Origin of the sequence: Halorubrum sp. Atlit-28R, from assembly GCF_003665955.1 — an archaeon.
Classification (GTDB): Archaea; Halobacteriota; Halobacteria; order Halobacteriales; family Haloferacaceae; genus Halorubrum; species Halorubrum tropicale.
The window spans coordinates 1-444 of sequence record NZ_QPLS01000259.1; the positions used below are offsets into that span (position 1 = coordinate 1).

General features: G+C 70.7%; 1 protein-coding gene. It reads left to right on the forward strand.

The window, feature by feature from the left end:
* Window positions 1–444, forward strand: a 444-nt coding sequence (locus tag DVK06_RS17805; protein ID WP_121601169.1) for an ATP-binding cassette domain-containing protein, incomplete at both ends; no start/stop codon positions are given.

Below are 444 nucleotides of genomic sequence, written 5' to 3' on the forward strand. Positions count from 1 at the left end.
TGCTCCAGCCGACGGCCGGGTCGATCTGGCTGCGGAGCGGCGACGGGGACGACCTGACCGACATCACCAGCGCGGAGCCGCACGAGGTGGCGCAGGCGGGGCTCTCCCGGTCGTACCAGATCACGAATATCTTCGAGGGGCTCACCGTCCGCGAGAACGTGCGGGTCGCCCGGATCAGCCACGACGGGTCCCGGCTCGACTTCCGCTCGCGGGCGACCGGCGACGAGTCGGTCGAGGCCGACGTCGAGGAGCTGCTGGCGCTCACCGGGCTGACCGACATCGCGGACGCGGCCTGCGACACGCTGAGCCACGGCGAGAAGCGGACCGTCGAGATCGCCTTGGCCCTCGCCATCGAGCCGAACGTGTTCCTGATGGACGAGCCCACCGCGGGGATGAACCCGGCGGAGGTCTCCGAGATCGTCTCGCTGATCCGGGAGCTCGACG